Origin of the sequence: Burkholderia sp. MSMB617WGS (assembly GCF_001532025.2) — a bacterium.
GTDB classification, from domain to species: Bacteria; Pseudomonadota; Gammaproteobacteria; order Burkholderiales; family Burkholderiaceae; genus Burkholderia; species Burkholderia savannae.
This window is the reverse complement of record NZ_CP013458.1, coordinates 945,694-971,111: the sequence shown is the minus strand read 5'-3', so window position 1 is coordinate 971,111 and position 25,418 is coordinate 945,694. Positions and strand designations below refer to the sequence as shown.

The following is a 25,418-nucleotide window of genomic DNA, read 5'->3' as shown; positions in this document are numbered from 1 at the left end:
ACGACGGCGACACCGTGCGGAACCGGCATCCGAAGCGCGCATGCGCGGAGCGGAACATGCCGCCCGCCGCCGTCGGAAAATACCCAAGCCTGAAAATGTCAAGCTAACAAAAATGGTAGGTATTCGCCGATGAATAAATCCTACTCTTTAGACGAGAGATAATCGGCACGGCTCTCGCTATCAAATTCAATCCGTGCTTTTTCGAGGAGCCACGAAATGAGCCAATTTGTCGATGTCCTGGAGGAAATGCGTGCGCATTACAAATCCTCTGTCGGCCAAGCGTCACCGCGTCGCTATGCCGCCTCGCAGCAACTCGCCGCTTATTTCACCGCCGCGCAGGCGTCTTCCGTCAAGCTTTCGGCGCAGGAAAACGACTTGCTGAAGGGGCTGCAAATCGACGCCCAAGCATCCGGACAGGAAGAAGCGAGCGGAATCGAGACCGGCATCGTCGGCGCAACCGAAGCGCTGAAGAGCGCGGGAGCGTCCCCCACGTCCGTCGAAGAATTCAAAAAGAAGATGGAAGAACAGAGAAAAAAGGCGAAGGAGGATTCCAACGCGAGAATCGACAAGATTTTCGATACGGCGATAAAAATCGGATTGGAACACCCCGATCTTCAGCAGCCCATTGTCGTCTTGATAGACAAGATCGGTAATTTCTTCAACGATCTTTTCAATAAGATTGCAGATTTCATCGTGGGAGTCGTAAGAGACGTCGTCGCATGGCTCAAAAACGCGTGGGACAGCATCAAGAGTACGTTCAACGGAATCACGGGTTGGATATCCGGCTGGTTCTGACGCCCCGCGCGATCATTTGCCGATCCGCTCGCGCGCCGAGCGCCCGTCTCGACGAAACACGCGATGCCTTGAGCGCCCGCTATCGGGCCGCGACCCCGGCGAACGCGCGCCGAACCCACGCGGCGGCCCGACACGGGCGGCCGCGATCGCCGGCGATCTGATCGGGCGCGGCGCCGGAATCGCGACAGGAAAAGGCTCGGGATGGATTCCGAGCCTTTTCTTCGGACGGGCGCGCAAGCGGGCCGCGGGCGCGCCCGTACGGGCGACCGTGCCCGCCGCTCAAACGTCGAACTTCACGCGCGGCGCGCGCGGCGATCGAGAGCGCGGCGCTCGCCGCGATCGAGAAACCCGCGTCGGTCGCGTCCATTGCAATCTCACGCGCCCCGCGCCCGATCGCCGCCGAGCGCCAACCCTTCGACCACCGCCTGAACCCCGTCCGCGCCGCCCGGCACCGGCGAGCGCAACGTGAACGACGCGCCCGCCCCTTTCGCGATCGCATCGACGATCGCGAGTCCGAGCCCGCTGCCCTTCGCCGTCGTCGCGCCGCGCTCGAACGGCTTCGTCAGACGTTCGATCTCGCGCGCCGGCAGCGCCGGCCCGCGGTTCGTCACGCTGAGCGCGCCCGCCGCCGACAGCGCGACCTGCACCGGCTCCGCCGCCGCGCCGTGCTTGAGCGCATTCTCGACCAGATTGCGCACGACGATCGCGAACGCGTCCGGATCGATCCGCGACGTCACGGCCGCGTCGGGCAGATCGAGCGCGATCGCGCGATCGCGCGCGACGCGCCGGAAATCGTCGACGACGAGCGACAGCACCGGCCGCAAATCCTGCGGCGTGTCCGCGAGCACGCGCCCGTCCTCGGCCTTCGCGAGCTGCATCAACTGCTCGCTGACCCGCGACAGCGTATGCAGCGCGCCCTCGACCCGCTCCGCGCGCTCGCGCAACGGCTCGCTCGGCGCTTCGACGATCAGGCGCTGCGTCTGCGCGAGCGCCGCGGCGATCGGCGTGCGCAACTCGTGCGCGCTGTTCGCGGTGAAGCTGCGCTCGGCGGCGAGCGCGCGATCGAGGCGCGCCATCAGCTCGGTGACCGCATCGGCCACGGGCGCGATCTCGCTCGGCAGCCCGCCCTTGTCGAGCGGCGTCAGATCGTTGCGGCCGCGCGCGGCGATCGCGTCGCAAAAGCGCCGGATCGGCTTCAAGCCGGAGCGCACGATCAGCCAGATTCCGAACAGGCCGGCGGGCAGGAACAACGCGAGCGGCCGCACGACCGCGATCGCGGCCTGCACTTGCGCTTGCCGGCGCATCGTGAGCGGCTGCGCGATCAACAGCGTGACCGTGCCCTGCAGCACCGTCTCCGCGTAGATCCGATGCGTCGCGGTGCGCCGGAAGCCCGCCTTCATGTCCATCGGAAAAATCGACGCGTCGGCATCGTGCGAGCGCAGCAGCGTCTTGCCGGTCTCGTCGCGCACGACGTACGTCAGCAGCTCGTCGTGCGGGCGGACCGCCGCGATGCGGCCCCCGCTCGCGCCCTCGCCGTCGTCGCCGTCCGAATCGCGCCCGACGATGTCCATCACGGCGAGCGGCAGCAGCCGCTGCGCGGTCTCCTGCAGCGCGCTGTCGGACATCCGCTCGACCTCGTCGCGCAACACGTAGAACGCGGCCGTCCCGGCCGCGAGCGACAGCACGACGAAGCCAGCCACGAGCGCCGCCGCGAGCCGCCCCTGCAGACTGCGCAGCATCGCTAGTCCCGCCTCAGCCGGTAGCCGAGGCCGCGCACGGTCTCGATCACGTCGGCGCCGAGCTTCTTGCGCAGGCGGCTCACGTGCACCTCGATCGTGTTGCTCTCCACTTCGTCGCTGAACGAATACAGACGCTCCTCGAGCCGCGGCTTCGACAGGATCATCCCGGGATGCTGGAGCAGCGTTTCGAGAAGCGCCCATTCGCTCGCGGTCAGGTCGACTCGCGCATCGCCGCGCTTCACGCTGCGCGCGGCGGTGTCGATCGCGAGCTCGCCGAGCTTCACGAGCGGATTCGGATTGCCCGCATAGCGGCGCGCGACCGCGCTCACGCGCGCGGACAGCTCGGACAGATCGAACGGCTTCACCAGATAGTCGTCCGCGCCGGCGTTCAGCCCGGCGATCCGGTTCGCGACCTGATCGAGCGCGGTCAGGATGATGACGGGCACCGTCGATCCGCCCGCGCGCAGCTCGCGCAGGAAGTCGAGCCCGCGGCCGTCGGGCAGCAGCAGATCGAGCAGGATCAGATCGTAGGTCGCGACCGCGACGTGCCGGCGCGCGTCGGCGAGGCTGCCGACGAAATCGGCCGGATGCCCGTCTTTCTCGATCTGGTCGCGGACGGCCTCTCCGAGCCACGGGTCGTCTTCGACGAGAAGCACTCTCATGCGCGTGTCCTGATGAATGAGTGGCGCGACTCTGCCACGCGAACCTGAAGCGAACATGAAGAAACTTTTTCGCGCCCGCAAGCTTCGCTTCAGGTGCCGAGCGCATTGTAGAGCCCGACGATCCGAACAGGAGATATCACGCAATGAAAACCTCGCGACTGATCAAGGGCGTGACGCTCGTTTCGCTCGCGTCGCTCGTGCTCGCAAGCGCGCTCGGCATCCGCGCGGCGATGGCGGACGACGGCGACGACTGCCACGCGCCGCTCGCCGACTGGAAGCCGCGCGACGCAGTGCGCGCGATGGCGCAGCAGAAAGGCTGGCGCGTCGACAAGCTGAAGGCCGACGACGGCTGCTACGAAATCAAGGGCCACGACGCAGACGGCAAGCGCTTCAAGGCGAAGCTCGATCCGGTGACGCTCGACGTCGTGCGGATGAAGCGCGAGGGCGACCGCAAGCACGACCACGACGATGACGACGACCATGGCCGCGCGCCGCGCGCGCAAGCCCCGGCGGGCGGGCCGGCGACGGGCGCGCCCGCGGGCGGCGCGCTGAAGCCGGGCTCGAAGCCCGACGTGCAGATTCGCTGAAGGCGGCTGGTCGCGCGGCGCCGCCGGGTTGCCGCGCCCGCGCTGCCTTGGCCGCGCTGCGTTGTTTGGCGCAGCCGGCGATGCGATGGGCGCGTCGATGGCGGCATCGATCGCTGAATTGATGGCTGAGTCGATGGCCGCGTCGTTCGCCGAGTCGATGACTGAATTCATGGCCGCGTCGTTCGCTGAACTTGATGGCTGAGTCCATGGCCGTATCGACGTTCCCGCCCATGACCGATTGCCGAATGCCCGCCCGCGACATGGCGGGCCTCCGGCGCGGCCGCGTGCGGCCTCGCGTGGCTGCCGGCACGCGATCGGCGCGATCAGCGCGATCAGCGCGATCGGCACGATCGGCGCGATCGCGAAGCAGCGGCGAAAGGTCGCGGCACGGGCGGAGTTCCGGCGGTCACGGCGCGGGCGGCGTAAGCGGCGCGAGTGACTCGCCCGGCTTGCGACGCTTGCGAGCCGACGATACGGCGTCCGCCGCCGCGCCGATCGCGACGCCGACATTCCCCCGCCGCCACCGCCCTTCCGGCGCCCGGACGACACGCGACACCCGGCTCGATGCGGCCCGCGCCGCCATCCTCACCGATACCAGGAGAACCCAGATGAAACACGCATTGCCGATCGCGGCGCTCGCAGGCGCGCTCGCCGCGCCGTCGCTCGCCTCCGCGCGCGAGGTCACGTTCGAGACGCAGCTTGCCGACTACGGCGGCGACGGCGCGTACGTCGTCCTGTACGTCACCGATCGCGCGGGCCGCTACCAGGGCGCGCTGTGGATGGCCGGCCGCCAGACGAAGTACTACCGGCATCTGCGCGACTGGTATCGCGCGACGGGCGGCTCGCAGCGGCTCGACGGCATCACGGGCGCGAGCGTCGGCGCGGGCAAGACGCTGCGCGCGACGCTCGACGTGGCCGACGCGCTGCTCGACGCCGGCTGCGAAATCCACATCGACACCGCGGTCGAGGACATGAACGAGAACCCGTCGGAAGTCGTCGTGCCGCTGACCGCGGCGAGCGCCGGCAAGGCGGTCAAGGGCCGCGGCTACGTGAAGTCGTTCCGCTATTCGCTTTAACACGAGGACAAGAGGCGTTCCATGCTGCGCAAGCTTCATTCGATTCCCGGACTGATCGCCGCCGTGCTGGTGATCGTCGTCACGCTGACGGGCGCGGCGCTGTCGATCCAGCCCGCGCTCGAGCGCGCGACAGTCGCCGGCACGCCGCACGCGCCGCTCGACGTCGCGACGCTCGCCGGCCGCGTGCGCGCGCAAGTGCCCGGCGTCGAAAAGCTCGTGCGGCGGCCGTCGGGCCAGATCATCGCCTACTACGCGGCCGCCGACGAGCCGCGCGCGTCGATCGTCGATCCCTCGACGGGCCGGCCGGTCGCCGACTTTCGGCCGTCGCCCGCCGTGCGCTGGCTGACGAATTTGCACCGCAAGCTCTTTCTCGGCGACGCGGGCCGGATCGCGACGGGCGCGACCGCCGCCGCGATGCTGTTCGTCGCGCTGTCCGGGCTCGCGCTGCTCGCGCGCCGGATGGGCGGCTGGCGGCGACTGTTCGGCCGGATCGGCGGCGACGGGCTGCAGCGGCTGCACAACGAGACCGCGCGCGTCGCGCTCGCCGGGCTCACGCTGTCGGCGCTCACGGGGCTCGCGCTGTCGCTGACGACGTTCGGCGTGATTCCCGAGCGCGGCGCGTCGGCCTCGGCGTTCGATGCGCAAGCGAGCGTGGCGGCGCACGCGGCCGCGCCGATGCCCGTCGAGCAAATGCCCGCGCTGCGCGCGATCGACACGTCGACGCTGCGCCAACTGACGTTCCCCGCACCGGACGAGCCGGGCGGCGGCGTGATCGAGCTGAAGACGACGAACGGCGCCGGCGTCGTCGATCCGTCGACGGGCGCTTCGCTCGCCTACCGCGCCGCCGACCGCTGGCAGCGCCTGCATGCCGCCGTGAAAATGCTGCACACGGGCGAAGGATTGTGGTGGCTCGGCCTGGCGCTGGGCGCGGCGTCGCTGTCGGCGCCGCTCCTCGCGGTGACGGGCGTCATGCTGTGGGCGCGCCGGCGACGCGCGCGGCCGAGGCTCGCGGGCAACGCGTCGGCGCGCGACGCGGACACCGTGCTGCTCGTCGGCAGCGAAGGCAACAGCACGTGGGGCAACGCATCCGCGCTGCACGCGGCGCTCACGCAAGCAGGCCTGCGCGTGCATGTCGCGCCGATGAACGACGTCGCCCGCGACTATCGCCGGGCCCGGCGCTTCATCGTGCTGACCGCGACCTACGGCGACGGCGACGCGCCGGACGGCGCGCAACAGTTCCTGTCGAAGCTCGCGCGGCTGCCGCTGACGCAAGACGTGTCGTTCGCGGTGCTCGGCTTCGGCAACCGCCAGTTTCCGCGGTTTTGCGGCTACGCGCGAAGCGTCCACGACGCGCTCGTCGCGAAAGGCCTGATGCCGTTGCTCGATCTCGGAACCGTCGATCGGCAGTCCGAGCACGAATTCCGCGCGTGGTGCGCGCGGCTCGGCGAAGAGGCGCTCGGGCTTGCGCTCGACATCCGCTACACGCCGACGCCGCCGCGCACGATGCCGCTCACGCTCGTCGCGCGCGACGACTACGGCTCGGACCCGCAGGCCGTGACGTCAGTGTTGCGCTTCGCCCCCGCCGAACGCACCGCGCGCACGACCGCGCCATGGGCCGCGTTCGCAACACGGCGGCTGCCGCCGTTCGAGACCGGCGATCTCCTCGGCGTCGTGCCGCCGGGCGGCGCGTCGCCGCGCTACTACTCGCTCGCGAGCGCATCGTCGGACGGCGTCGTCGAGATCTGCGTGCGCCGCCATCCGAACGGCGCGTGCTCGACCTACCTGACCGCCCTGCGCCCGGGCGACACGATCGACGCGTTCATCCGCGCGCACGCGCGCTTCCGGCCGGCCACGGGAGACGCGCCCGTGATCCTGATCGGCGCGGGCACCGGCATCGGCCCGCTGATCGGCTTCATTCGGCACAATGCGGCGCGCCGCCCGATGCATCTGTATTTCGGCGCGCGCAACGCGGGCGACGGCTTTCTCTATCGCGACGAACTCGCCAGCCTCGTGCGCGACCGCCGGCTGCACGCGCTGACGACCGCGTTCTCGCGCGCGGAGCGCCGGGCCTACGTGCAGGACCGGCTTGTCGCCGACGCGCGCACGTTGCGCGATCTCGTCGCGCACGGCGCGCAAATCATGGTGTGCGGCGGCCGCTCGATGGCCGACGGCGTCGCGCACGCGTGGGAACGCATCCTGTCGGGCTCGGGCTTGTCCGTCGCGCAATTGAGAATGCAGGGGCGCTATGTCGAAGACGTCTATTGAATGGTCGCCCGGCGCGCGGCTGAATCGCTGCCGCGCGAGCGGCGCGACGATGGGCACGCGCTACGGCGCGCAGTTCTACGCGCCGCCGCCGGCCGACGCGAAGGCGATCGCCGCCGAACTCGACGCGGCGGTGCGCGCGGTCGACGAACAGATGTCGAACTGGAAAGCCGACTCCGATCTGTCTCGGCTCAATCGCGCGGCGCCCGGATGCTGGATGCCGGTTTCCGCGAACCTCGCCGCGGTGCTCGCGCGCGCGCAGGAAATCGGTCGCGAGACGGGCGACGCGTTCAATATCGGCGTCGGCTCGCTCGTCGACGCGTGGGGATTCGGGCCGGGAGCGCCGGCGGGCGAGCGGTGTGCGGATTTGGCCGATGCGACGCGTGGGCCTGATGGGCCTGATGGGCTTGACGGGCCTAATAGCCCTAACCGGCCTAACGTGCCTAATGTGCCTAACGCGCTCGATGCTCTCGATACGCTCAACGCGCTCGACGCGCCCGATACGCGACGCGCATCGAGCGCGCGCCGCGCGTCGCCGTGCCGCCCGATCGACGAACTGCTCGAAGTCGACGTCGCACGCCGCCGCGCACGCAGGCTCGCGAACGCCGCATTCGACCTGTGCGGGATCGCGAAGGGCTTCGGCGTCGACGAACTCGCGCGAGTGCTCGACCGCCACGGCATCGGCGCGTGGCTCGTCGGCATCGACGGCGAGTTGCGCGCGCGCGGACGCAAGCCGGACGGCTCGCCGTGGTCGATCGCGCTCGAAGCGCCCGACTACGCGCGACGCGGCGCGATGGGCGTGATCGAGCTCGCCGACGCGGCCGTCGCGACATCGGGCGACTACCGGCATTGGGCCGACGTCGGCGGCGCGCGCATCTCGCATACGATGGACCCGCGCACCGGCGCGCCGCTGCGCAGCGGCATCGCTTCAGTGACGGTGATCGCCGCGACCTGTGCCGACGCGGACGCGTACGCGACCGCGCTGATGGTGCTCGGCGAACGAGCGGGATACGCGCACGCCGAACGCCACGGGCTCGACGCACTCTTCGTCGTGCGCGCCGGCGACGCGCTGCGCACGATCGGCTGCGGCGCTTTCGCGAACGCGCAGCCGGCCGTTTGACCGTGCGCGCGCCGCCAACGGCGCGCCCCGCTTACACGTCGAACTTCACGCCCTGCGCGAGCGGCAATTCGCGGCTGTAGTTGATCGTGTTCGTCGCGCGGCGCATGTAGCTCTTCCACGCGTCGGAGCCCGATTCGCGGCCGCCGCCCGTCTCCTTCTCGCCGCCGAACGCGCCGCCGATCTCCGCGCCGCTCGTGCCGATGTTCACGTTCACGATCCCGCAATCGCTGCCCGCCGCCGACATGAACTGCTCGGCCTCGCGCATGTCGTTCGTGAAGATCGCCGACGACAGCCCTTGCGGCACGCCGTTGTGGATCGCGAGCGCATCGTCGAAATCGTCGTAGACGAGCACGTAGAGAATCGGCGCGAACGTCTCGCGCGCGACGACGGCCGCCTGCCCGGGCATCCGCACGAGCGCCGGGCGCACGTAGTACGCGTCATCACGGCCGAGATCAACTCGCTCGCCGCCCTTCACTTCGCCGCCCTGCTCGCGCGCGTCGGCAAGCGCCTTTTGCATCGCGTCGAACGCCGCGCGGTCGATCAGCGGGCCGACCAGCGTGCCCGTCTCGAGCGGATCGCCGACCCTCACCGACGCGAACGCCTTCTCGAGACGCGGCAGCAGCCGGTCGGCGACGCCGCGATGCACGATCAGCCGGCGCAGCGTCGTGCAGCGCTGGCCCGCGGTGCCGACCGCGGCGAACGTGACCGCGCGCACGACCAGATCGAGATCCGCGCTCGGCGCGACGATCATCCCGTTGTTGCCGCCGAGCTCGAGGATGCTGCGCGCGAGACGCCGGCTCAGCACCTGCGCGACTTCGGTTCCCATCCGCACGCTGCCCGTCGCGGACACGAGCGGCACCTTCGGCGAGGCGGCCAGCACCTCGCCGACGTCGCGGCCGCCGAGCACGAGCTGATGCAGCCCGTCGGGCACGACGCCCGGATGCGTCTTGCCGAATTCGCGCACCGCCTTCGCGAACAGCGTGTGGCACGCGATCGCGGTGAGCGGCGTCTTCTCGGACGGCTTCCAGACGACCGGATCGCCGCAAACGAACGCGAGCGCCGCGTTCCACGACCACACGGCGACCGGGAAATTGAACGCGGAAATCACGCCGCAGACGCCGAGCGGATGCCACGTCTCCATCATCCGGTGGCCGGGACGCTCGGACGCGATCGTCAGGCCGTAGAGCTGCCGCGACAAGCCAACCGCGAAATCGCAGATGTCGATCATCTCCTGCACTTCGCCCAGGCCCTCGGACGCGATCTTGCCCGCCTCGAGCGTGACGAGCCGGCCGAGCGCCGCCTTGTGCTCGCGCAGCACGTTGCCGAACACGCGCACGAGCTCGCCGCGCACGGGCGCGGGCACCGTGCGCCACTTGAGGAACGCTTGATGCGCGGCGTCGATCTTGCGCCCGGTTTCGGCCGGGCTGTCGGCGGCGAGCGTCGCGAGCGTCGCGCCGTCCACGGGCGACCGGGCGGTCAGCGCATTGCCCTGCCAGCGGGCCAGATCGACGTCGAGCGCGGCGAGAATGTCGTTGAATTGCATCGCTTCCTCTTTAGAACAGAATCAGGTTGATCGGTGCGGCGTCGCCGCCGCGAATGAATCGATTGGACCGCGTTCGCGCGCCGCATGCAAGCGGGCCGGCCGTTCGGTCGAGGGCCTGTTCACGCTAACACCGGCCCGCCGCGAGCGCCGCGCGCAGCCGGCGCACGCCCTCGAAGATCTCCGCCTCGCCCGGCGCGGCGAACGACAGCCGCAGGCTGCTCGCATCCGCGTCGCGCGCGTAGAACGCCGCGCCCGGCACGTACATCACGTTGTGCTCGAGCGCGCGCTTGAGCAGCTCCGCCGCGTCGCGGCCGCGCGCGAGGCGCGCCCACACGAACATGCCGCCCGACGGCTCGCGCCATTCGATGTCGTCCGGCACGAATTGCGCGAGCGCGCTGACGAGCGCGCGGCAACGGCTGCCGTAAGTCTGCGCGATCGTGCGCAAATGCGCCGCGAGCCGGCCGCTCTCCAGATAGCGCCGGATCGCCTCCTGCGCGATCGGTGCGGTGCACAAGTCGCTCGTCTGCTTCGCGACCGTCATCCGGCGCGCGATCGCGGCGGGCGCGACCGCCCAGCCGATCCGCAGGCCCGGCGCGACGATCTTCGACAGGCTGCCGAGATAGACGGTCCAGTCCTTCGCGCCGTCGTGCGCGAGCACCGGCTTCACCGGCTCGCCGGAGAAACGCAGGTCCGCGTACGGATCGTCCTCGACGAGCACGAGCCGCGCGCCGGCCGCGATCTCGGCGAGCCGCGCGCGGCGTGCGGGCGGCAACGTCGCGCCGGTCGGGTTCGCGAACGTCGGCACCGTATACAGCAGCTTCGGGCGGCGCTCGTTCGCCGGCCACGCGGCGAGTTGCGCGGCGAGCGCGTCGGGATCGACGCCGTCGGCGTCGGTGCGCACCGGCGCGAGCTTCGCGCCCGCGAGCCGCAGCGCCTGCAGCGCGGCCGGATACGCGGGCGCCTCGACGAGCGCGACGTCGCCCGGCTCGATCAGCGTGCGCACGAGCAGATCGAAGCCCTGCTGCGAGCCCGTCGTGACGAGCACCTGCGCGGCATCGCACGGAACGCCGCGCGCGCTCGCCATCCAGTTGGCGAGCGCGCGGCGCAGGCCCGGCTGGCCCGCCGTGTCGCCGTACTGCAGGCACGCGAGCGGATCGTCGCGGGCCGCCTGCGCAAGCGCCGCCGCGATGCCTTCGCGGTCGAACAGATCGGCGGACGGATAGCCGCCCGCGAACGAGATCATCCCCGGCTTGCCGACGTGCTTGAACAGCTCGCGGATCGGCGAGCCCTGCGGGTCGGCGAACGGCGCGGCGAACGGATAGTCGACGGCGGCGTCAGCGAGCGTCATGGCGGCTCCGGTGCGGTGGAAGTCGAGCGAAAGGCAAATCGGGTGCAGAACGCGTCAGGCGGCGGCCGTCATCTTGAAGATGCCGGTCGCGTTGCCCGCGTCGAAGCTCAGGTCGAGCGCGCGGCGGCCGGTCTCGGTGTCGGCGAGCGCGTCGCGCGTGATGAATTCGTAGAACGAGCCCGGCACCTCGCGCTCGACGAGCGCGCCCGACGCGTCGACGAACGCGCGCGTCACCGGGTCCGCGCGGAACGCCGTCTGCCGCACGCGGCCCGAGCGCGACACCTCGACGGCCGGCTTGATCGGCCGCCCGAGCGCGCGTTGCGCGTCGGCGAGCGCATCGACGTCGGGCACGCGGTCGGTCGCGTGGTTGAACGCGTTGCCCTCGGTCGCGATCCACGCCATCTCCGCCGATTCCGCGAGCAGCGTTTCGTAGTCGGCGAGCGCCGGCGTCGCGTGCTGGCGATCGAAGCAGCGCACGAGCACCGGCATGAGCGCCTGCGCGTCGGCGAGCGGCAGCGACGCGTCGCGCTCGAGCTCGCCGAGCGTCGCTGCGGCCTGCGGCGTCAGCGGGTCGGCCGATGTGTCGAGCACGTTCGTCGCGGCCGCCTGGAACGCGGCGCTGAAGCGCTCCGGATGCAGCTCGCTCACGAAGAACTGCGCGATCTGGTCGGGCGCGTCGAGATGCGCGTAGGAACGGCCCGTCATCTTCAGGCGCTCGAGCGGATACGTGCCGTTCAGCCGATAGCCGAGCGGCCGCAGGATGCGCGTGAACGCCGCCTCGCCGGGCGGCAGCGCGCCGCACGACGGCCAGCGCACGGTGCGCAGCGCGCCGTGATCGAACGTCACGCGGCCGCCGTCGCGCGCGACGTCGCGCGTGTAAGCGCGGCCCGTCGGCACCCGTTCGAGCAGATCCGCGAAGAGCGCCATGTTGAGCGCCTGCGCGAGCTCGGCGCGCCTGACGACGCCCGGCTCGCAGCGCTCGAGGCAAGCCGGCACATGCATCAGGCGCATCAACTCGCCGATGGTCGGCTGATCGGCAACGGTGGCGAGCAAGGCGGCGAGGTTCGCGTTCATCGGGTTCTTCCGTGGGTTTGCGTCGTGGCGGGGCGGGCGGGCCGCGCATCGGGCGGCCCGCGGTAATGATCGGGGTCGATTTTCGGTGCGCGAAATTCGCTCGGCAATTGATATAAACTCACCAGTTCATTCTCAAAACTCACCAACTCGCGATTTCCCGATCGTTCGACCGTCGATGCGAAAAGGCATTCCGAACCTCGCGGCGCTGCAGGTCTTCGAAGCGGCGGCCCGCCACGAAAGCTTCACCCGCGCGGCCGACGAGCTCGCGCTCACGCAAAGCGCGGTCAGCCGCCAAATCACGTCGCTGGAGGAGCGGCTCGGCGTCGCATTGTTCCTGCGGATCAAGAAACGGGTCGTGCTAACGCCGCACGGCCGGCACTACGCGGGGCTCGTGCGCCGCAACCTCGAGCGGATCGAGCGCGACACGCTCGAGCTGATGGCGCAGCGCGGGATCGGCGCGACGCTCGAGCTCGCGGTCGTGCCGACGTTCGCGAGCCAGTGGCTGATCCCCCGCCTGCCCCAGTTTCGCGCGCTGCGGCCCGACATCACGGTGAACCTGTCGGTGCGCACCGAGCCGTTCCTGTTCAGCGATTCGGCGTTCGACGCGGCGATCTACTTCGGCCACGCGCTGTGGCCCGGCACGCAAGGGCGGCTGCTGTTCCGCGAAGGCGACATGCTGCCCGTCTGCCGTCCGGCGCTGCTGCCGGCGAACGGCTCGATCACCCGCGACGCGCTGCTCGATTTGCCGCTTCTGCACCTGTCGACGCGCGCGGATGCGTGGCGCGACTGGTTTCGCGCGCACGGTCTCGACAATGACCTGCGCGCGGTGCGCGGGCCGCGCTACGAGCTGTTCACGATGCTGACGGCGGCCGCGCACGCGGGAATGGGCGTCGCGCTGATGCCGGCGCTGCTCGTCGCCGACGAGCTCGCATCGGGGCGCCTCTGCGCGCCGCTCGACCTGCGGCTGCCGAGCGACGCCGGCTACTACCTCGTCGCGCCCGACGCCGCCGCGAACAGCGAACCGTTCGTCGCGTTGGCCGAATGGCTGGGTTCCGTCGCGCCGGCGCGGCCGATAAGCTGACGCGACCATCCTGTTCATCCGTTCATCGGCCGGCGGCGGGCCGGCCACGCGAGATCGACCATGACCATACGCATCGGCGACATCGTGCCGCTGTCCATCGCCCGCGCCCGCTTCTCCGAGCTGGCGGACGAGGTGCGGGACGGCGGCGAGAAGATCATCACGAAGAACGGCGCGGCGTACGTCGCGCTGATCGACGCAAGACGGCTCGATCACTATCATCGGCTCGAGCGCGATCGGGCGGAGCGCGACGATGCGAAACGCGTCGAAGCGGGACGCGGTGACGCGGGACGCGGCGATGCGGGACGGATATGCGGCGGAAACGGAAGCGACGCGTGCGATGACGCGGGCGGCGGCGCGGGCGGCGGCGCGGGCGGCGGAGACGTGAGCGTTGCGGCGGCATGCGCGTCGGCCAATGCGGACGGCCGCACGATCGTCGAGGCGCGCGCCGACCGCGGCATGCGCCCGATGTGCGCCGCACAACGCCCGCTCGCCGCGGACGACGGCTGAAAACAAGCTCGGAACGGGTTCGCCGCCGGCGGCCGGCGACTGCTCCTCGCAATCGATCGGCGACGCTCGGCTGTCGGGTTTGGACGGACGGTGGACGGCATCGGCATCGGCATCGGCATCGGCACTGACGATAACGTTGACATGACATGCGCATCGACGTCGGCGATTGGCAATTTGTGACTGGCGAAGGACGGTCGGCGGCCAGCAGCTACGGCCAATGGTCAGCGGTCAGCGGTCAGCGATCGGGCAGTAGGCAGTCGGCAGTCGGCAAACCTTGAAACAGCCGACCGAGTTCCGACGCGCAATGCGGTACGCCAAGCGCGGAACCCTCCCGGAATGGCGACATCGAATCCGTCGCGCACCGGGGCGTCTGCGGCGCGCGCCGCCGTCCATCCGTGCAGACTCTGCTTCATCGCACGCAACACAACCGATACGATAGTCAGACGATTCGCCCTCGCCCCTCCACCACGCACGATAAACGCATGCAGAACTATTACGAAGCCACCGCGGCGCGCACGCCCTACCCCGCGCTCGCCGAACGCATCGACGTCGACGTCTGCATCGTAGGCGGCGGCCTCGCCGGCCTGTCGACGGCGCTCGGGCTCGTCGAGCGCGGCGCGCGCGACATTGCGGTGCTCGATGCGCAGACGGTCGGCTACGGCGCGTCGGGCCGCAACGGCGGCTTCGTGTTCGGCGGCTACAGCCTCGACAACGCGGACCTCCTGCGCACGCTCGGCCCCGCGTCCGCACGCGCGCTCTATCGCTTGACGCTCGACGCGGTCGACCTGATCCGCGCGCGCGCCGCGCGCTACGGCATCGACTGCGAGCTCGTCGACGGCGGCGTGATCCTCGCCAACTGGTTCGACGATCCGGCGCGCCTGTCCGCGCCGCGCAAGCTGATGAAGGAAGCGTTCGGCGTCGACTGGGAGCCGCTCGACGCATGCGAGCTGCGCACGCGACTGAAGACCGACCGCTATCACGGCGGCCTCTTCGAGCGCAACGCGTTCCACTTCCATCCGCTCAAGTACGTGCTCGGCGTCGCGGCGGCGGTCGCGCGAAGCGGCGCGCGAATCCACGAACATTCGGCCGCGCGCGCGATCCGCCGCGACGGCGCGGGCTTCGTCGTCGAGACCGACGGCGGCGCGGTGCACGCGCGGCGCGTCGTGTTCGCGGGCGGCGGCTACGCGCGCGGCGTGTATCCGCGCATCGAGCGCGCGGTGCTGCCGATCGCGACCTACGTGATCGCGACCGAGCCACTCGGCGCGCGGCTCGCCGGCGCGATCGCGTGCGAATCGGCCGTCTACGACACCCGTTTCGCGTTCGACTACTACCGGCCGCTTGCCGACACCCGCATCCTGTGGGGCGGCCGCATCTCGGTGCTCGAACGCGGGCCGGAAGCGATCGCGCGGCTGCTCAAGCGCGATCTCGCGCGCGTCTATCCGCAATTGCGCGACGTCGCCGTGCAGTTCGCATGGGGCGGCCTCATGAGCTACGCGCGCCACAAGATGCCGCAGATCGGCCGCGACGCGGACGGCGTGTGGCACGCGGTCGGTTTCGGCGGACACGGGATGGCGCCGACGACGGTCGCGGGCGAAGTGCTCGCGGCGGCGCTCGCGCAAGGGCATCCCGTACCGGACGGCTTCGCGCGGTTCGGCCTCGCGCGCACGTTCGGCCTCGCCGGGCTAGCCGCCGCGCAGCTCACGTACAGCGCGTACGAAGCGCGCGACGCGCTCGCCGCGCGACGCGGCTCACGCTCCCGCAAGCCCGTCTTTTAGAGCCGGGAATCGGGCAAAAGCCCATCGGGGTGCGTGCTAGAATGCGCCGACCATGCCGCCGCCCGATCACGCCAAAATGAAACAAGGAAGCAAGGCCGCAGCGCCCGACGCCGATGCACGGAGCGATGAGGCGCGCCGCAAATACGATCCCGAGCAGACGAAGCGCAACATCCTCGACGTCGCCACGCAGGAGTTCTCCGCGATGGGGCTGTCGGGCGCGCGCGTCGACGCGATCGCCGAGCGCACGAACACGACGAAGCGGATGCTCTATTACTACTTCGACAGCAAGGAAGGGCTGTACGAAGCGGTGCTGGAGAAAGTCTACGGCGACATCCGCGCGCTCGAGCTCGAGCTGCATGTCGGCGAACTGGAGCCGCACGAAGGGCTGCGCCGGCTCGTCGAATTCACGTTCGACTATCACGACAAGCACCGCGATTTCGTGCGCCTCGTGACGATCGAGAACATTCATGGCGCGAAGTATCTCGAGCAGCTGAAGTCGTTCAAGAACCGCAACGTCAGCATCATCAAGACGCTCGAGGAACTGCTCGCGCGCGGCGTCGAGAGCGGCGTTTTCCGCGGCGACGTCGATCCGTTCGATCTGCACTTGCTGATCAGCTCGTTCTGCTTTCATCGCGTCGCGAACCGCTATACGTTCGGCACCGCGTTCGGCCGCGACCCGTCGTCGCCGCGGCTGCGCGCGCGGCATCGCGCGATGATCGCCGAGACGGTGCTGCGTTACGTCGCGCGCTGATCGCCGCACGTCGCCGAGCCGAGCGGCCGCTGCATCGTCGACCGCGCGGTCGCGGGCCGATCGCGCCCGCATGACAACATGCGTCGCGCGAAGCGCGATCCGCGCCGCGGCCTTCCTGCCGATCCCCCAGCCGGCGACCACCGGCTTTGCGCACCGCGTTGCGGCGGCGCTCGCCGCACGAGCCGGCGTCGACGCACGGGCTGACCGCACGTGTCCAGCGCCGCCGGCCCGCCAAGAAAATCCTTGTGCGCCTGCGCGCCAAACCGGCCGGAATGCAATCGCCGTCGCGATAGAACGCGCGCGACGCCGACGCGATCCGTGAAATACAAGCGCAGCGCCCCGCCGCCCGTCAGCGCGCGGTAGCCGGCGACGCCAACGCGATCCGCGCCTTCTCCTCGGGGCTGCCCGCGACGAAATACTTTTTCGCCCACCGCGAATCGGGCTGCAACGCGAGCTTGCCGCGCGCGCCCGCCGCCGCCCCCGCATCCGCTCCCGAGCCCGATTCGCCGCGCGAAGCGATCGCCAGCGCGCGCGCACGATAGTGCTCGTACAGTCGCAGAAATTCCGCGAGGTAGATCGCCGCGACGCGCGCATCGCGAATCTCGAGCAGGTTCTCGTCGTTGTAGTGCTCGGAGTTCGCGCTCATGTTCGCCGAGCCGCTGTAGACGATCGGATTGGCCCCCTCCGCATCGATCACGATGAACTTGTGGTGAACGACGACGGGCGGATAGGCGGGCGGCGCCTCGCCCGGAAAGAGCCGCAGCTCCGGCTCGAAGCCGTCCGGCACCGTCGCGGGCGAGAAGTACGCGGCGTCGATCACGTCGCGATTCGACCGGCTGCGGTGATACAGCTCGAGGTTCGCGAGGCGCGCCGCATCGAGTGTCTTGCCGTCGCGCTGGTCCGCGTCCGCCTGCTGCGCGCCGCGCGCGCTGATCGCGTTGACGAGCCCGAACATCATCAGCCCGCGGTCGCCCGCCGCAAAGCACGCGTCGCGCAGCGCGGCGTCGGTCGGCATGAAAAGGCAGAACGCGACCGAATGCCGCGCGCCGCGAATCGCGTCGACGATCGTGTCGATCTGCGTGCGCGCGCCGCGCGGCTCCGGCGAGAACGACACGCGCACGCGCGCCGAGCCGACTGCGACCGGCTCCGACCAGCCGGGCGCGAGCCGGGCCGTCTCGGCAATGCCCGGATTCGACGCGAGCGCATGCGCGCGGGCGTCGTACAGCTCGGCGAGCGCCGCCGATTCGAACGTGTGCAGCACGTTCGCCTGCTCGGTGATGCCTTCCGTCGTGAAGTTCGCCGAACCGGTCAGCACGCGCGCGGGCCCGGATTCGTCGCCCGCGACGATGAATTTGTCGTGCATGATCCGCGTCTTGTCGCGCGGCGCGAGCATCGCGAGGCCCGTCAACTGCTCGACGGCCGGCTGGTTTGGCGAAGGCAGCGGCGCCTCGCCGCGGCCGCGCTTCGTCTCGTGCGCGTCGTAGACGATCGCGAGCGCATCCGCGCCGTGCGCGCGGCCGAACGCGTCGAATGCGGGAATCGCCCACAACGGATCGGTCAGGTGATAGACGGCCGACACGGCGCGCCGCGCAGCGCCGCCGAGCATCAGGCCGAAGGTTTCCTGCAGATCGTTCGCGAGCCACGTGCGCAAACGCCGCGCCGCGTCGGGCGACGGTGCGCCGCCGGCCGCGAGATCGAGCGCGCGGACCTGCCTCGCGAACGCCTGCGAGCTCACCACCGCGCGGTTGAACCACGTGCCGACGCCGTCCTCGACGTGCGCGGGCAGCGTGACGCTGCACACGCCCGCTTCGGCTTCGAGCACGCGCAGCGACGCGGGCGTGCCGACGACCGGATAGACGTCGTAGCGAAACGTCAGGCCGCGATCCGGCGGATCGATCCGCGCGTCCCACCACATGAATTTCTGGATCGGCGCCTGGTCGGTCGGCGCGTCGCCTTGCGTGTCGGCCGCGGGGCCGTCGAACGTCAGCCGGTTCGGCAGCCAGCTCGTCGCGGCGCGCGTCTTGCCGTCCGCCGTCCAGAAGCCGGGCGTGCGTTTGATCGCGAAGCCGAGAAAATCGTCGCGACGCCGCGCGTCGGGCCAGTCGAAGGCCAGCAGGACCAACGTCGGGGAAAGATAGCTGCGCACGCTGACGGACATCGCCGCCCTCCTCGGCTCATCGCCTTTCAAAGTCGAAGCGATGAGTGTTCAACGCGCGCTTGCCGTGCGTGTGACGTTCCGATGAAGTTTCCGTGTCGTTTCGGCTTTGGCTTTGGCTTTGGCTTTGGCGCGGCGGACGGCCGCGCGGCGAGCGTGGTAGGCGGCGGGCGGACGAAATCGGGCGATCGAGACGGAGCGACGCGAGGCGCAACGGCGTCCCGCAGCGCGCGATTTACGAAACAAGGCATGCGTCGCATGGTCGAGACGCTCGCCCGACGCACCGGCGCTCGCCCGCGAACGACAAAATCGAACATCCTCGGCACCCGCCCACGCTGCATCGCGTTGCCGCGCTTCGATGGACTGAGAGAAGTTCGGCGCACGCCGTGCCGGAATCTCCCACGCTCGCGACACTCCCTCGACACCCCGGAGCTCATCCGCACGCGACGAAAACCGATCGTCCTCGGCACCCGCCCACGCTGCATCGCGTTGCCGCGCTTCGATGGACTGAGAGAAGTTCGGCGCACGTCGCGCCGGAATCTCGCACGCTCGCGACGCTCGCCCGGCACCCCGGCGCTCAACCGCAGACGACGAGCTCGATCCCCCGCGACGTCAACGCCCGCCGCGTCGCCTTGTCCGGCGCGCGCTCGGTCACGAGAAAGCGCGCGGCGTCCGAGCCGTTGATCCGCACGGGCGTCACGCGCCCGAACTTCGAGTGATCGGCCACGACGATCGGCGCGGCCGCCGCCGCGAGCATCCGCCCGCGCACCTCGGCCACGACGCGCGAGTAATCGGTAAGCGTGCCGTCGGGCGTGATTCCGCCCGCGCCGACGAACGCGAAGTCGACGTGGTATTGCGCGAGCTGCTGGATCGTGTCGAGGCCGAACGTCGCGTCCTCGTCGTCGGACAGCTCGCCGCCGAGGAGCGTCACGCGGTTGCCGTTGCGGCGGCCGAGCACGCCGACGATTCGCCAGTCGTTCGTGTAGATGGCCAGCCGGTGGCGGTCGACGAGCGCGAGCGCGACCGCGTAGACCGTGCTGCCCGAGTCGAGCAGCACCGACGCGCCGTCGGGCACGAATTCGGCCGCGCGCCGGCCGATCGCACGCTTCGCGTCCGCGTGCGACGCGTCGCGCTCGGACACGCTCGGCTCATGCCGATCGGCCGCGAGCGCGCCGCCGTGCGTCGTGATCACGAGGCCGCGCGCGGCGAGCGCGTTCAGGTCGCGGCGGATCGTCTCGCGCGACACGGCGAGCGCGTTCACGAGCTGCGCGACCGACACCGCGCCCGTGCGGCCGAGTTCGGACAGGATGTAGCGATGACGTTGTTCTGCAAGCATGGCGCGCGGCGCGGCCGGGCCGCGGTCGGATCGAGGATGGCGAATGGCGAATGGCGAATGGCGAATGGCGAATGGCGGGCTATTGTAGTACGGCGCGATGAAGTCACGCCGATCGCCTGCCGGTCCGGCCCTGCCCGCGCCACGCGTGTCATGTGCCGTTTGTCGTTTGCCCTTTGCCCTCTGCCGTCTGCCGTCTGCCCTCTGCCCTCTGCCCTCTGCCGTCTGCCGTCTGCCGTCTGCCGTCTGCCGCCAGCATGAATCGAATGCCAGCGGACCACGGACCGCGCGCCGCAAACCTCAAACCACAAACCTCAAACCTCAAACCTCAAACCACCCTTACAGAATCGGACTTTCGCGCAACACGCGCGCGTCGCACGGACGGTTGCGCAGGAAGAGCGCGGACAGCACCGCGCCGACCAGCGCGATAGCGCCGGCGAGCACGAACGCGGACGCGAACGAGCCGCTGCGCTCGACGATGAACCCGGTGACGGCCGGCCCGACGACGCCCGACAGGCTCCCCATGCAATGCAGGCAGCCGCTGACCGCGCCGACGCGCTCGGGCGCGACGACGTCCTGCACGATCGCCCAGTAGATCGCCCCCGTCACGTAGAGGAAGAAGAGCGACACGGACATCAGCGCGATCGCGCCCTGCGTCGAGCGCACCGCGCCCGCGATCGCGACGCAGATCCCCGCGCCGAGCAGGCAGGTGACGAGCACGATCCGGCGCGACAGCATCGCGTTGCCGGTGAGCTTGTAGATCACATCCGAAACGAAGCCGCCGCACGCAAGGCCGACGGTGCCGACAAGCCACGGCACGACCGTCGCCACGCTCATCTCGCGGATATTCAGGTGATGCGCCTGCACGAGATAGCTCGGAAACCAGCTCAGGAAGAAGAACAGCACGTAGTTGTAGCCGAAGAACGCGACGCCCGTCGCGAGGACGCGCGGCTGCTTCAGATAATGCCGAAGCAACGGCGCATCGACGCCGCCCGCGGCCGCACGCGGCGCGGCCGCGGATACTGCGCCGCCGGCGCCGGCAAGCCCCGCCGCGGACGAAGCCGAACCCGCCGCGGGCCGGTCCGACGTGGTCGCGACCCACACGAGCACCCACGCGAGGCCGATCACGCAGACGATCCAGAACGCCGGCCGCCAGCCGAACTGCACGGCGAGCATGCCGACGATCGGCCCGGCGATCGCGCCGCCGAGCGGCGAGCCCGCGCTCAACAGCCCCATCGCGGTGGCCGCCGATTCGCGCGGCAGCCAGTTGTTGACCATCTTGTTCGCGGCGGAGCAGAGCGGCCCCTCCGCCATGCCGAACAGCAGGCGCACGATCAGCAGGCTGACGAAGCCGACCGTGATCGCCGTCATCCCGCAAAAGATCGACCAGAGGCCGACGGCCAGCACGTAGACGAGCTTCGGCCCGAGCCGGTCGGACGCGAGGCCGCCGACGAAATTGAACAGCGCATAGCCGACGAAGAACGTGCTGAAGACGATGCCCATCTGCGCGGCGTCGATCCCGAGATCCTTCTGCACCATCGGCGCGACGATCGACAGCGCGACGCGATCGAGATAGTTGATGCCGTACACGATGAACAGCAGCAATACCGTGATCCACCCCATCGTTCTCTGATTCATGCCTGTCTCCTTCATGCCGACGCTGCCGGCGTTCCTATGATTTGTCGGCGCCGCTGGCGGCGGCGGTCGCGGGTCGAATGCGGACCGAATGCGGGCCGATCGCGGACCGGTTCGTGCGGCGCGCCGCCGGGCAACCCGGTGCTCGGGCGGCTCGCCACCCGTTGCCCCGCGCCACCGCCCTCTGTTCCTCTGTGTCTTCGTTGCCGCGGCCGGCCTCGCGCGCGGTCCGTCTCGCGCGAAACGCGAAACATGAAACGCAAGAGGCGGCGCACGGCGGACTGACGCGACCGACGGCATCGAGCGCCGCGCTCGCCTCGCCCGCGCTCAAGCGTAGAGCAACGGCCTCAGCAGCGCGTCCGTGCCGCGCTCGCGCAACGTCTCCAGATGCGAGCCGACGCGCGCCGTCAGCGCATCGGGCCATCGCGCCGCGCCGCGCGACGCGAGCCGATCCAGCGCCGCGCGCACCGCGTCGGTCGCGCTGCACGCCGCATGCAGGGTTCGCGCGAGCGCGTCGGCGCCCGGATCGTCGAGCGCGAGCGGCTTGCCGGCCTCGTCGTGCGGCGCTTCCACGTAATGCAGCCACGCGGCGAGCGCACGCTCGAGATACGGCCGCTCGACGCCCGCCGCCGCGCTCTGCTCGAGCGCCGGCAGCCAGCGCAGCGGCACCTTCTGCGTGCCGTCCGTCGCGATCTGCGCGGTGCGATGCGCGAGCGCCGGGTTGCGAAAGCGCTCGATCAGCGACGCGCAATACGCGTGCACGTCGTAGCCGGCCGGCACGTCGACGGTCGCGAGCAGGTCGCGCGTCATCACGCCGCGCACGAACGCGTCGATCAGCGGATCGGCCATCGCATCGGACACCGTGCGCCGCGCGCGCAATTGGCCGACGTACGCGATCGCCGAATGCGAGCCGTTCAGCAGTCGCAGCTTCATCTTCTCGTACGGGCGCACGTCGGTCGCGACGAGCGCGCCCGCCTCTTCCCAGCGGGGCCGCGCGCCGGCGAAGCTGTCCTCGAACACCCACTGCGCGAACGGCTCGCAGACGATCGCCGCCTCGTCGCGCACGCCGATCCGCGCTTGGGCCCAGTCGAGCGATTCGGGCGTCGCGGCGGGCACGATCCGGTCGACCATCGTGTTCGGGAACGCGACGTCGTCGCGGATGCGCCGCGCGAGCGCGCCGTCGACCTGCTCCGCGTATTGCGCGAGCAGCGTGCGCAGCGTGTCGCCGTTCGACGGCATGTTGTCGCAGCAAACAACCGACAGCGGCGCGCCCGCCGGACGCCGCCGGATGCCGGCCGCGAGCACGCCGAGCGTCGTCCACGGCGCATCCGGCTGCTGCAGGTCGCGGCGGATCGCGGGATCGTCGGCGTCGAGCTCAGCGCCGCCCGCCTTGCGGTAATAGCCCTTCTCGGTGACGGTCAGGCTGACGATCGGCACGGCCGGATCGGCGATCAGGCCGAGGAGCGGCGCGAGCGCCTGCGGCGCGAACAGCGCGCGATGGACCGCGCCGACGATGCGGGTGCGCGCGGCGTCGCCGTCGCGCTCGGTGACCGAATAGAGATGATCCTGCGCGGCGAGCCGCTCGACGGTGTGCGGTCGCCGCAGCTCGACGCCCGCGATGCCCCAGCGCATGTCGCCGCGCTCGACGAGCGTCTCCGTGTAGCACGCCTGATGCGCGCGATGGAACGCGCCGAGGCCGAGGTGCACGATGCCCGTGCGCAGCGCGCGCCTGTCGTAGCGGGGATAGGACACCTCGGCCGGCAAATTGCGGCATTGATCGGACGAAAGAAGCGGCATGACGATTGAATTGGCGGTTTGTACCATGGTAGATATGTGACTTCCGGCAGAGTATTCCGAGTACACTCTCGGTTTTATTGGTGTATACGCTAAGTCAGCTTCCTTTCTCACCAGATGTACCATGGTAGAAAGATGAAATGACCTGTGCCTCGCCCTTGATGAAGAACCCGTTGATGAGCGACAAGGAATCCACTGAAGACATCGTCGTCGCGGCGCTGCACGGCTTCGCGCTCGACGCCGACGCGTCGTACACGCAACAGGTGCACGCGCTGCTGCGCAACGCGATCGTGCGCGGCGCGCTGCCGCCGCGCACCGCGCTGTCGGAGGCGGTGATCTCGGCCACGATCGACGTGAGCCGCACGCCCGTGCGCGAGGCGCTCGCGCAACTCGCCGACGAACGGCTCGTGCAGATCTACCGCAAGGTCGGCACGCTCGTCGCGCCGATCTCGGTGTCGATGCTCGAAGAAGGACGCTTTGCGCGCAGCACGCTCGAATGCGCGAACCACGTCGATCTCGCGCAGAAGATCACGCCGGCGCAGCTCGAGGAACTCGCGCGCCTCGTCGGCGCGCAGCGCGACGCGGTGGCCGCGCGCGACGTCGACACCTTCTTCGCGCTCGACGAAACGATGCACGGCCGCATGTTCGAGTTCGCCGGCCGGCCGCACGTGTGGGAGATGCTGCAGCCGATGAAGCGGCAGTTCGACCGCGTGCGCTGGCTGCTGCTCGATCGCGTCGAGGACCACGCGCGCCGCGCGCTGCACGAGCACGAGCAGATCCTCGCGCACATCGCGTCGCGCAACATGGCGCTGCTCGGCGCGTCGGTCGCGGTGCACGTCGACCGCGTGAGCTCCCATCTGCCCGAGGTGCGCGACCGCGCGCCGCACTACTTTGTCGACTGAACCACTCATCGGAGAAGCCGCGTGAAAATCGAACGGCTGAACATCATCGTCACCTGCCCCGGCCGGAATTTCGTGACGGTCAAGATCGTCACCAACGAAGGCGTCTACGGCCTCGGCGACGCGACGCTCAACGGGCGCGAGCTCGCCGTGCGCGCGTATCTCGAGGATCACGTGTTTCCGTGCCTCGTCGGGCGCGACCCGCGCAATATCGAGGACATCTGGCAATACCTGTACCGCGGCGCGTACTGGCGGCGCGGGCCCGTCACGATGACGGCGATCGCCGCGATCGACATGGCGCTGTGGGACATCCTGGGCAAGCTCGCCGGCATGCCCGTCTATCGGCTGCTCGGCGGCCGCAGCCGCGACGGGCTGATGGTGTACGGCCACGCGACCGGGCGCGACCACGAGGAAGCGATCGACGCCGTGCATCGGCACATCGAGGCGGGCTACCGTGCGATCCGCGTGCAGTCGGGCGTGCCGGGGCTGTCGAAGGTGTACGGCGTCGGCAAGACCGCGGGCGCGTACGAGCCCGCCGAAAAGGGCCTGCCGCCCGAGGAGCCGTGGGACACCGCGCTCTATCTGCGCCACACGCCGGAGCTCTTCCGCAAGGTGCGCGACGCGGTCGGCGACGCGCCGCATCTGCTGCACGACGCGCATCACCGGCTCACGCCGATCGAGGCCGCGCGCCTCGGCCGCGATCTCGAGCCGTACCGGCTGTTCTGGCTCGAAGACGCGACGCCCGCCGAAAACCAGGACGCGTTCCGATTGATCCGCAGCCACACGACGACGCCGCTCGCGGTGGGCGAGGTCTTCAATTCGATTTGGGACTGCAAGGATCTGATCCGCGACCAGCTGATCGACTACATCCGCGCGACGATCGTCCACGCGGGCGGCATCACGCACGTGCGCCGCATCGCCGACTACGCGGCGATGTACCAGGTCCGCACGGGCTTCCACGGCGCGACCGACCTGTCGCCCGTGTGCATGGCGGCCGCCGTCAACTTCGGCCTGTGGGCGCCGAACTTCGGCATTCAGGAGCTGATGCCGCACAACGCGCTGACCGACGAAGTCTTTCCGCACAGCTATCGCTTCGAGGACGGCCATCTCGTGATGGACGACGTGCCGGGCCTCGGCGTCGACATCGACGAGGCGCTCGCCGCGAAATATCCGTACGAGCGCGCCTACCTGCCCGTCGCCCGCCTGCGCGACGGCTCGATGTGGAACTGGTGAGCGGGTGAGCGCGTGCGCGCACGAACTACACGAAACGAAACACGAAGGA

The 25,418-nt window shown here is 70.0% G+C and carries 22 protein-coding genes; 12 read left to right on the top strand and 10 right to left on the bottom strand.

Going from position 1 to position 25,418, the window contains the following annotated elements:
- The first annotated feature begins 216 nt into the window (after nucleotides 1-216).
- Nucleotides 217-795: a hypothetical protein gene (locus tag WT60_RS24785; protein ID WP_059575945.1), complete on the top strand. Its 579-nt coding sequence runs from the start codon at nucleotides 217-219 to the stop codon at nucleotides 793-795.
- 79 nt (nucleotides 796-874) lie between these two features.
- On the opposite strand, the gene WT60_RS33950 is transcribed toward WT60_RS24785, so the two are convergent.
- From WT60_RS33950 to WT60_RS24775, 3 genes are read right to left on the bottom strand one after another with little or no spacing between them, the layout of a single operon-like run.
- On the bottom strand, nucleotides 875-1,162 hold the full coding sequence (locus WT60_RS33950; protein WP_145986867.1) for a hypothetical protein: 288 nt from the start codon (nucleotides 1,160-1,162) through the stop codon (nucleotides 875-877).
- A 7-nt stretch (nucleotides 1,163-1,169) separates the two neighbouring features.
- A complete protein-coding gene (locus tag WT60_RS24780; RefSeq protein WP_060356392.1) occupies nucleotides 1,170-2,534 on the bottom strand; it encodes a HAMP domain-containing sensor histidine kinase in 1,365 nt (454 codons plus the stop codon).
- A gap of 2 nt (nucleotides 2,535-2,536) precedes the next feature.
- Nucleotides 2,537-3,196: a response regulator transcription factor gene (locus WT60_RS24775; protein ID WP_038752760.1), complete on the bottom strand. Its 660-nt coding sequence runs from the start codon at nucleotides 3,194-3,196 to the stop codon at nucleotides 2,537-2,539.
- Nucleotides 3,197-3,339: 143 nt separating this feature from the next.
- Between WT60_RS24775 and WT60_RS24770 the strand changes: the two genes are divergently transcribed.
- The 5 genes from WT60_RS24770 to WT60_RS24750 all read left to right on the top strand — a co-directional run bounded on the left by WT60_RS24770 (nucleotide 3,340) and on the right by WT60_RS24750 (nucleotide 8,241).
- Nucleotides 3,340-3,783, top strand: a complete 444-nt coding sequence (locus tag WT60_RS24770) for a PepSY domain-containing protein (protein WP_038752763.1) — start codon at nucleotides 3,340-3,342, stop codon at nucleotides 3,781-3,783.
- Nucleotides 3,784-3,844: 61 nt separating this feature from the next.
- Nucleotides 3,845-3,985, top strand: a complete 141-nt coding sequence (locus tag WT60_RS34720) for a hypothetical protein (protein ID WP_157131100.1) — start codon at nucleotides 3,845-3,847, stop codon at nucleotides 3,983-3,985.
- 406 nt (nucleotides 3,986-4,391) lie between these two features.
- Nucleotides 4,392-4,859 (top strand): DUF2271 domain-containing protein, encoded by a 468-nt coding sequence (locus WT60_RS24760; protein WP_059575954.1) that lies wholly within the window; start codon nucleotides 4,392-4,394, stop codon nucleotides 4,857-4,859.
- A 21-nt stretch (nucleotides 4,860-4,880) separates the two neighbouring features.
- The gene (locus WT60_RS24755; RefSeq protein ID WP_060356390.1) at nucleotides 4,881-7,124 is read left to right on the top strand and encodes a PepSY domain-containing protein; all 2,244 of its coding nucleotides are present in this window, start codon (nucleotides 4,881-4,883) and stop codon (nucleotides 7,122-7,124) included.
- Nucleotides 7,105-8,241 carry an FAD:protein FMN transferase gene (locus tag WT60_RS24750; protein WP_060356389.1) on the top strand — a complete coding sequence of 379 codons (1,137 nt, stop codon included), beginning with the start codon at nucleotides 7,105-7,107 and terminating at the stop codon, nucleotides 8,239-8,241. Before WT60_RS24755 ends, WT60_RS24750 begins: the two co-directional genes overlap by 20 nt.
- Nucleotides 8,242-8,272: 31 nt before the next feature.
- On the opposite strand, the gene WT60_RS24745 is transcribed toward WT60_RS24750, so the two are convergent.
- From WT60_RS24745 to WT60_RS24735, 3 genes are all read right to left on the bottom strand, one after another.
- Nucleotides 8,273-9,784: an aldehyde dehydrogenase family protein gene (locus WT60_RS24745; protein WP_060356388.1), complete on the bottom strand. Its 1,512-nt coding sequence runs from the start codon at nucleotides 9,782-9,784 to the stop codon at nucleotides 8,273-8,275.
- Nucleotides 9,785-9,908: 124 nt separating this feature from the next.
- Entirely contained in the window at nucleotides 9,909-11,132 is a 1,224-nt protein-coding gene (locus WT60_RS24740; protein WP_038752774.1) for a PLP-dependent aminotransferase family protein, read from the bottom strand.
- Between the two features lie 54 nt (nucleotides 11,133-11,186).
- A complete protein-coding gene (locus tag WT60_RS24735) occupies nucleotides 11,187-12,206 on the bottom strand; it encodes a DUF1338 domain-containing protein (protein ID WP_059670510.1) in 1,020 nt (339 codons plus the stop codon).
- Nucleotides 12,207-12,381: 175 nt separating this feature from the next.
- On the opposite strand from WT60_RS24735, the gene WT60_RS24725 reads away from it, so the two are divergent.
- From WT60_RS24725 to WT60_RS24710, 4 genes are all read left to right on the top strand, one after another.
- A complete protein-coding gene (locus WT60_RS24725; RefSeq protein ID WP_060356387.1) occupies nucleotides 12,382-13,287 on the top strand; it encodes a LysR substrate-binding domain-containing protein in 906 nt (301 codons plus the stop codon).
- A gap of 60 nt (nucleotides 13,288-13,347) precedes the next feature.
- Complete coding sequence (locus tag WT60_RS35600; protein ID WP_060356386.1) at nucleotides 13,348-13,794, top strand: type II toxin-antitoxin system Phd/YefM family antitoxin; 447 nt, start codon at nucleotides 13,348-13,350, stop codon at nucleotides 13,792-13,794.
- A 482-nt stretch (nucleotides 13,795-14,276) separates the two neighbouring features.
- A complete protein-coding gene (locus WT60_RS24715) occupies nucleotides 14,277-15,569 on the top strand; it encodes an FAD-binding oxidoreductase (protein WP_060356385.1) in 1,293 nt (430 codons plus the stop codon).
- 52 nt (nucleotides 15,570-15,621) lie between these two features.
- On the top strand, nucleotides 15,622-16,320 hold the full coding sequence (locus tag WT60_RS24710) for a TetR/AcrR family transcriptional regulator (RefSeq protein WP_038753939.1): 699 nt from the start codon (nucleotides 15,622-15,624) through the stop codon (nucleotides 16,318-16,320).
- Nucleotides 16,321-16,669: 349 nt separating this feature from the next.
- Here WT60_RS24710 and WT60_RS24705 read toward each other — a convergent pair whose 3' ends face one another.
- The 4 genes from WT60_RS24705 to WT60_RS24685 all read right to left on the bottom strand — a co-directional run bounded on the left by WT60_RS24705 (nucleotide 16,670) and on the right by WT60_RS24685 (nucleotide 23,240).
- Nucleotides 16,670-18,478, bottom strand: coding sequence for a phospholipase D-like domain-containing protein (locus WT60_RS24705; protein WP_060356384.1), 1,809 nt, complete (start codon nucleotides 18,476-18,478; stop codon nucleotides 16,670-16,672).
- A 574-nt stretch (nucleotides 18,479-19,052) separates the two neighbouring features.
- Complete coding sequence (locus tag WT60_RS24695; protein WP_038753945.1) at nucleotides 19,053-19,811, bottom strand: DeoR/GlpR family DNA-binding transcription regulator; 759 nt, start codon at nucleotides 19,809-19,811, stop codon at nucleotides 19,053-19,055.
- Nucleotides 19,812-20,147: 336 nt separating this feature from the next.
- On the bottom strand, nucleotides 20,148-21,446 hold the full coding sequence (locus tag WT60_RS24690; protein WP_060356399.1) for an MFS transporter: 1,299 nt from the start codon (nucleotides 21,444-21,446) through the stop codon (nucleotides 20,148-20,150).
- 324 nt (nucleotides 21,447-21,770) lie between these two features.
- Entirely contained in the window at nucleotides 21,771-23,240 is a 1,470-nt protein-coding gene (locus WT60_RS24685) for a mannitol dehydrogenase family protein (protein WP_060356383.1), read from the bottom strand.
- A gap of 173 nt (nucleotides 23,241-23,413) precedes the next feature.
- Between WT60_RS24685 and WT60_RS24680 the strand changes: the two genes are divergently transcribed.
- A complete protein-coding gene (locus tag WT60_RS24680; RefSeq protein WP_060356398.1) occupies nucleotides 23,414-24,139 on the top strand; it encodes a GntR family transcriptional regulator in 726 nt (241 codons plus the stop codon).
- A gap of 21 nt (nucleotides 24,140-24,160) precedes the next feature.
- Nucleotides 24,161-25,369, top strand: a complete 1,209-nt coding sequence (gene manD, locus WT60_RS24675) for a D-mannonate dehydratase ManD (RefSeq protein ID WP_038753951.1) — start codon at nucleotides 24,161-24,163, stop codon at nucleotides 25,367-25,369.
- The last annotated feature ends 49 nt before the right edge of the window (nucleotides 25,370-25,418 follow it).

Excerpts from the sequence above, each read along its gene's own strand:
- WT60_RS24785 (WP_059575945.1), top strand. The coding sequence starts at position 217 with ATGAGCCAATTTGTCGATGTCCTGGAGGAAATGCGTGCGCATTACAAA.
- WT60_RS33950 (WP_145986867.1), bottom strand. The coding sequence starts at position 1,162 with ATGGACGCGACCGACGCGGGTTTCTCGATCGCGGCGAGCGCCGCGCTC.
- WT60_RS24780 (WP_060356392.1), bottom strand. The coding sequence starts at position 2,534 with ATGCTGCGCAGTCTGCAGGGGCGGCTCGCGGCGGCGCTCGTGGCTGGC.
- WT60_RS24775 (WP_038752760.1), bottom strand. The coding sequence starts at position 3,196 with ATGAGAGTGCTTCTCGTCGAAGACGACCCGTGGCTCGGAGAGGCCGTC.
- WT60_RS24770 (WP_038752763.1), top strand. The coding sequence starts at position 3,340 with ATGAAAACCTCGCGACTGATCAAGGGCGTGACGCTCGTTTCGCTCGCG.
- WT60_RS24760 (WP_059575954.1), top strand. The coding sequence starts at position 4,392 with ATGAAACACGCATTGCCGATCGCGGCGCTCGCAGGCGCGCTCGCCGCG.
- WT60_RS24755 (WP_060356390.1), top strand. The coding sequence starts at position 4,881 with ATGCTGCGCAAGCTTCATTCGATTCCCGGACTGATCGCCGCCGTGCTG.
- WT60_RS24750 (WP_060356389.1), top strand. The coding sequence starts at position 7,105 with ATGTCGAAGACGTCTATTGAATGGTCGCCCGGCGCGCGGCTGAATCGC.
- WT60_RS24745 (WP_060356388.1), bottom strand. The coding sequence starts at position 9,784 with ATGCAATTCAACGACATTCTCGCCGCGCTCGACGTCGATCTGGCCCGC.
- WT60_RS24740 (WP_038752774.1), bottom strand. The coding sequence starts at position 11,132 with ATGACGCTCGCTGACGCCGCCGTCGACTATCCGTTCGCCGCGCCGTTC.
- WT60_RS24735 (WP_059670510.1), bottom strand. The coding sequence starts at position 12,206 with ATGAACGCGAACCTCGCCGCCTTGCTCGCCACCGTTGCCGATCAGCCG.
- WT60_RS24725 (WP_060356387.1), top strand. The coding sequence starts at position 12,382 with ATGCGAAAAGGCATTCCGAACCTCGCGGCGCTGCAGGTCTTCGAAGCG.
- WT60_RS35600 (WP_060356386.1), top strand. The coding sequence starts at position 13,348 with ATGACCATACGCATCGGCGACATCGTGCCGCTGTCCATCGCCCGCGCC.
- WT60_RS24715 (WP_060356385.1), top strand. The coding sequence starts at position 14,277 with ATGCAGAACTATTACGAAGCCACCGCGGCGCGCACGCCCTACCCCGCG.
- WT60_RS24710 (WP_038753939.1), top strand. The coding sequence starts at position 15,622 with ATGCCGCCGCCCGATCACGCCAAAATGAAACAAGGAAGCAAGGCCGCA.
- WT60_RS24705 (WP_060356384.1), bottom strand. The coding sequence starts at position 18,478 with ATGTCCGTCAGCGTGCGCAGCTATCTTTCCCCGACGTTGGTCCTGCTG.
- WT60_RS24695 (WP_038753945.1), bottom strand. The coding sequence starts at position 19,811 with ATGCTTGCAGAACAACGTCATCGCTACATCCTGTCCGAACTCGGCCGC.
- WT60_RS24690 (WP_060356399.1), bottom strand. The coding sequence starts at position 21,446 with ATGAATCAGAGAACGATGGGGTGGATCACGGTATTGCTGCTGTTCATC.
- WT60_RS24685 (WP_060356383.1), bottom strand. The coding sequence starts at position 23,240 with ATGCCGCTTCTTTCGTCCGATCAATGCCGCAATTTGCCGGCCGAGGTG.
- WT60_RS24680 (WP_060356398.1), top strand. The coding sequence starts at position 23,414 with ATGAGCGACAAGGAATCCACTGAAGACATCGTCGTCGCGGCGCTGCAC.